This window comes from Brevundimonas sp. (assembly GCF_031082345.1).
In the GTDB taxonomy this organism is placed as follows: Bacteria; Pseudomonadota; Alphaproteobacteria; order Caulobacterales; family Caulobacteraceae; genus Brevundimonas.
In genome coordinates this window covers 1-4,278 of sequence record NZ_JAVHLH010000002.1, presented here as the reverse complement: position 1 = coordinate 4,278, position 4,278 = coordinate 1, and the positions used below count along the sequence as shown (strand labels likewise).

3 protein-coding genes are annotated in these 4,278 nt (G+C 69.5%); 2 read left to right on the top strand and 1 reads right to left on the bottom strand.

Annotated features, from left to right (window positions below):
* Window positions 1-125 precede the first annotated feature (125 nt).
* On the bottom strand, window positions 126-2,465 hold the full coding sequence (locus tag RDU12_RS00255; protein WP_300289174.1) for a S9 family peptidase: 2,340 nt from the start codon (window positions 2,463-2,465) through the stop codon (window positions 126-128).
* A gap of 472 nt (window positions 2,466-2,937) precedes the next feature.
* Here RDU12_RS00255 and RDU12_RS00250 point away from each other — a divergent pair, with 472 nt between their 5' ends.
* A complete protein-coding gene (locus RDU12_RS00250; RefSeq protein ID WP_300289173.1) occupies window positions 2,938-3,753 on the top strand; it encodes a ferredoxin--NADP reductase in 816 nt (271 codons plus the stop codon).
* A gap of 88 nt (window positions 3,754-3,841) precedes the next feature.
* A complete protein-coding gene (locus RDU12_RS00245; protein WP_300289195.1) occupies window positions 3,842-4,114 on the top strand; it encodes a chorismate mutase in 273 nt (90 codons plus the stop codon).
* Window positions 4,115-4,278: the final 164 nt, after the last annotated feature.

Below are 4,278 nucleotides of genomic sequence, written 5' to 3'. Positions count from 1 at the left end.
GTGTTTCCGGTGGAGCGCCGATGGGCTCCGTCAGCCAAACGACCCAGCCTCTCGCGCCATGTCCTGATCGTCACTGCCACCACCCCACCCCCCGACCCCTTCCCCCTCGAGGGGAAGGGGAGTTCCTATTGAGCCCGCGACCCGATCGTCCGGTCGAGGAAGTCCAGATACGTCCGCCACTGCTGCAGCTGACGCTCATTGCCCCGCACCCCGTGCCGCTGCCCCGGATAGAGCATCATCTCGAACGGCTGGCTGTTCTCCTGCAGGGCGTTGATGACCCGCGTGGAGTTCTCGAAGATCACATTGTCGTCGGCCATGCCATGCAGCAGCAACAGCCGCCCGGTCATGTTCGGCAGGCGCGGAATGGCGTCCGAGGCGGCGTAGCCCTCGACATTCAACTCCGGCGTCGACATGAACCGCTCGGTGTAGTGGGTGTCGTACAGGCTCCACTCGGTCGGCGGCGCCCCGGCGATGGCCGAGGCTAGTCCCATATCCGGCTCGGTGATGGCCATCAGGCTCATGAAGCCGCCATAGGACCAGCCCATCATGGCGATGCGGTCATCGGCCACGAAGGGCAATGATCTCAGATAGTTCGCCGCCAGCACCTGATCCTCGATCTCAGGCTGACCCATCTTCAGATACAGGGCCTGTTTGAACGCCGCCGAGCGGTCGCCCTCGCCGCGGTTGTCCAGCCGGAAGACGATGTAGCCGGCCTCAGTCAACAGTTGACTGCTGGCCGACTGCCAGCCCTTCTTCACGCCGCCGCCCGACGGTCCGCCATAGACCTGCATGACCACCGGATACTGTTTCGACGGGTCGAACCCCGGCGGCGTGGTCATCTGCCAGACCAGCATTTCGCCGTGGCTGTCGAGCGTCCCGAAGGTCGTCTCCCCGCGCCGCGAGGCGTACGGATAATACGGATGGCTCTCGTCCAGCCGGTTCTCCTCGATCCAGCGTATGAAGGTTCCGTCGGCGCGGTACAGCCCCGACTGCGGCGGCGTGTTCAGGTCCGAATAGTTGCCGACGAAGGCGGTGCCGGTCCGGTTCATCGACGCCGACCACCAGCCGCCGTCCGGGGTCACCGGCGTGAACTGGCCCCGCTGCTCGTTCAGCGAGGCGCGCCACAGCCGCTGGGTCGTCGGCCGCTCGCCCTGCACGTCGCACATCATGACCTGGCCGCCCGGCATCGGGCAGGCGCTGTGCCCCCCCGTGACGCCCTCGGGCCGTTCCGCGTAGCCGAACGAAGCGGTGAAGAAGACCTCGCCGGTCTCCTGGTTGACCCCGTTCAGGCTCTTCACGGCCCACGGGCCCCAGGTGATCGGCCGGATCATCCGCCCGTCGCGCTCGTACAGATACAGGTGGTTCCAGCCGGTCTCCTCCGAGGCCCAGATGAAGCGCCCGTCGTCCAGCGCCTTGAAGGCGTGATTCAGCGGCACCCAGGCGTCGCTGGTCCGGGTGACGATCACCTTCGACGCGCCCGTGGCCGGATCGACGCTCAGCAGGTCGACTGTCTTCTGGTCCCGCGACTGGCGCTGGACGTACAGCGTCTCGCCGTCGGCCGACCAGTTGACCCGCGCCAGATAGATGTCGGTATTGGCGCCCAGATCGACCTTGGTCCGCCGCCCGGTCTGGCGGTCGTGGACGTACAGCTCGACCACCGCATTGGGCCGTCCGGCCCGCGGGTAGCGCTGCTCGATCACGCTGGCGCCGCCGCCGGTGATGTCCAGCCGCGGGATCACGTCCACGGTCGACTCATCGGTCCGCTGCAGGGCTATGTAGCGCTCGTCCGGGCTCCACCAGTAGCCGGTGTCGCGATCCATCTCCTCCTGGGCGATGAACTCGGCGGTGGCCCAGGTGACCAGCCCTTCGCCGTCGGTGGTCACCGGCGTCTCGCGGCCGGACGCCAGATCGTAAACGACCAGGTCCTGGTCCCGGACCCACGAGACATAATTCCCGTCGGGCGATACCTTGGCGTCGATCTCGTCGGCCTCGGTCTCGGTCAGCCGGCGGATGGCGCCGCCGTCCCGCTCCGCCAGGAAGACGTCGCCCTCCAGCGGGGCCAGGATGTAGCGGCCCTGCTCATCCCAGGAATATTCGACCACGCCGCGCTGGCTGATCCGCATCCGCTCGCGCCGCGCCTTCTCGGCCTCCGACAGCTCGCCCGCGTCGGGGACCAGCGCCTGGGCGTCGATCAGCTTGAACGGCTCGCCCTCGCCGGTCGGCGCGGCCCACAGGTCCAGCACGTCGACGTCGTCCTCGCGCGAGCGCAGGAAGGCCACCAGCTCGCCGTCGGGCGACAGGCTGACGCCGCGGGCCACCGGCCCGGACAGCGACGGATTGGCGAACACCCGCTCGGGCGTCAGCACCGCCGGATCCGGCGTTTGCGGCTCGCTCTGGGCGTGGGCGGCGGTGAACGGCGACTGGGCCGCGAGGAACAGGGTGGAGGCGAGGAGAATGTTGCGCATGGCCGGGACGCTAGAGGCGAATTTCGCCGTCGTCATCCCTCTTTGCTCGGCCCGACACTCCCGGACCCTGCCAACCCGGCCAACCCCGGTCGAACTCCTGCCATCCCATACCCCCTGTTTTCCCCGTGCCGGCCACGTGATCGGGAATTGGCGGCTTCACGAGGACTTCTGCCGTCGACTCGACTCCAACATGGCCCGGGCGGCTTCACGCGCGCCGCGCCGGGCAGCCGTTCCGGCGGATCGCGGCCTACGACCGCTTTCGACGCCTCCCGGCCCTACACTGCCTCCGCCACGGTCTTTGACAGCGCTGATCGCCCGCCGCTCCGCCCAGGATCGGCCGCCCCGGAGGGGTCGGGAGTGTCGGGATGACAGGGTTTCGCGCTTTTCTGACTGACAGGGTTGCAGGGCCCGCGCCGCCCGCGCGACACCCCATCCCTTCCCCCTCCGCCTTCCGCCCCCTAATAAGCCCCCGATGACCGACGTCGCCGTCTCCGCCCCGCCCGCGAAAGCCTCGCCCTTCCACGAGCTGGAAGTGCTGTGGGTCCATCACTGGACCGACCAGCTGTTCAGCTTCCGCATCCGCCGGCCCGAGGATTTCCGCTTCCGCTCCGGCGAGTTCGTCATGCTCGGCCTGCCCGGCGAGGACGGGGCCAAGCCGATCCTGCGCGCCTATTCCATCGCCAGCCCCAGCTGGGACGAGGCGCTGGAGTTCCTGTCGATCAAGGTGCCCGACGGCCCCCTGACCTCGCGCCTGCAGCAGATCCAGCCCGGCGACACGGTGCTGATGGGCAAGAAGCCGACCGGCACCCTGGTGCTGGACGCCCTGACCGGCGGCGAGCGCCTGTGGCTGATCGGCACCGGCACCGGCCTGGCGCCGTGGCTGTCGGTGGCCCGCGATCCCGACACCTACGCCCGTTTCGGCCAGGTCATCGTCTGCCACACGGTGCGCCACGTGGCCGACCTGACCTACCGCGACTTCCTCACCTCCGGCATCCACGAGGATCCGCTGATCGGGGAAGAGGCGAAGGCCCGGCTGACCTATTATCCGACCGTCACCCGCGAGCCGTTCGAGACTCCGGGCCGCATCACCGACCGCATCCGCTCCGGCGCCCTGTTCGCCGACCTCGGTCTCCCTGCGGGCTTCTCGCCCGCGACCGACCGGGTCATGCTGTGCGGCTCCATGGCCATGATCAAGGAAGCCGCCGAACTGCTCGAAGGCTATGGCCTGAAAGAGGGCTCGAACGCCGAACCCGGCGACTATGTGCTGGAGCGCGCCTTTGTCGGTTGACCCGCTGAATCCCGCTCACCCCGGCGAAGGCCGGGGCCCGGCCGCCGTCGCCGTCGACGCCCGTGTCGCCCCGGAAGCCTGCCGCTCGATGGCCGAGGTCCGCCACGGCGTCGACGCCCTCGACCGCGCCCTCGTCGCCCTGCTGGCCGAGCGCCAGCGCTATATGGACGCCGCCGCCCGCATCAAGCCGGACCGCTCCGTCGTCCACGACGACGCCCGCATCGAGGACGTGGTGCAGAAGGTGCTCGCCGCCGCCGGCCCCGCCGGCCTGTCGCCGGCCATCGCCGAGCCGGTCTGGCGCACCCTGATCGACCGCTGCATCGCCCACGAGTTCGAGACCTGGGACCGCACGCGGGGCTAGCCGCCCTTCAGCGACCGCAACATCAGCTCGTGCCGGTAGGCCGCCACATCGGCCAGGGCCGCGTCCAGCGCGTCCCGCGCCCGGTTCAGCAGAGGCGGAGCATCCGCCTTGTCCGCCGCCTCGGCCGCGGCGCAGGCCTCGGCCAGGGCCCCGGCCCCGATCCC

What these genes read in the sequence shown, in the direction of transcription:
- RDU12_RS00255 (WP_300289174.1), bottom strand. Translation starts at nt 2,465, where the DNA reads ATGCGCAACATTCTCCTCGCCTCCACCCTGTTCCTCGCGGCCCAGTCG.
- RDU12_RS00250 (WP_300289173.1), top strand. Translation starts at nt 2,938, where the DNA reads ATGACCGACGTCGCCGTCTCCGCCCCGCCCGCGAAAGCCTCGCCCTTC.
- RDU12_RS00245 (WP_300289195.1), top strand. Translation starts at nt 3,842, where the DNA reads ATGGCCGAGGTCCGCCACGGCGTCGACGCCCTCGACCGCGCCCTCGTC.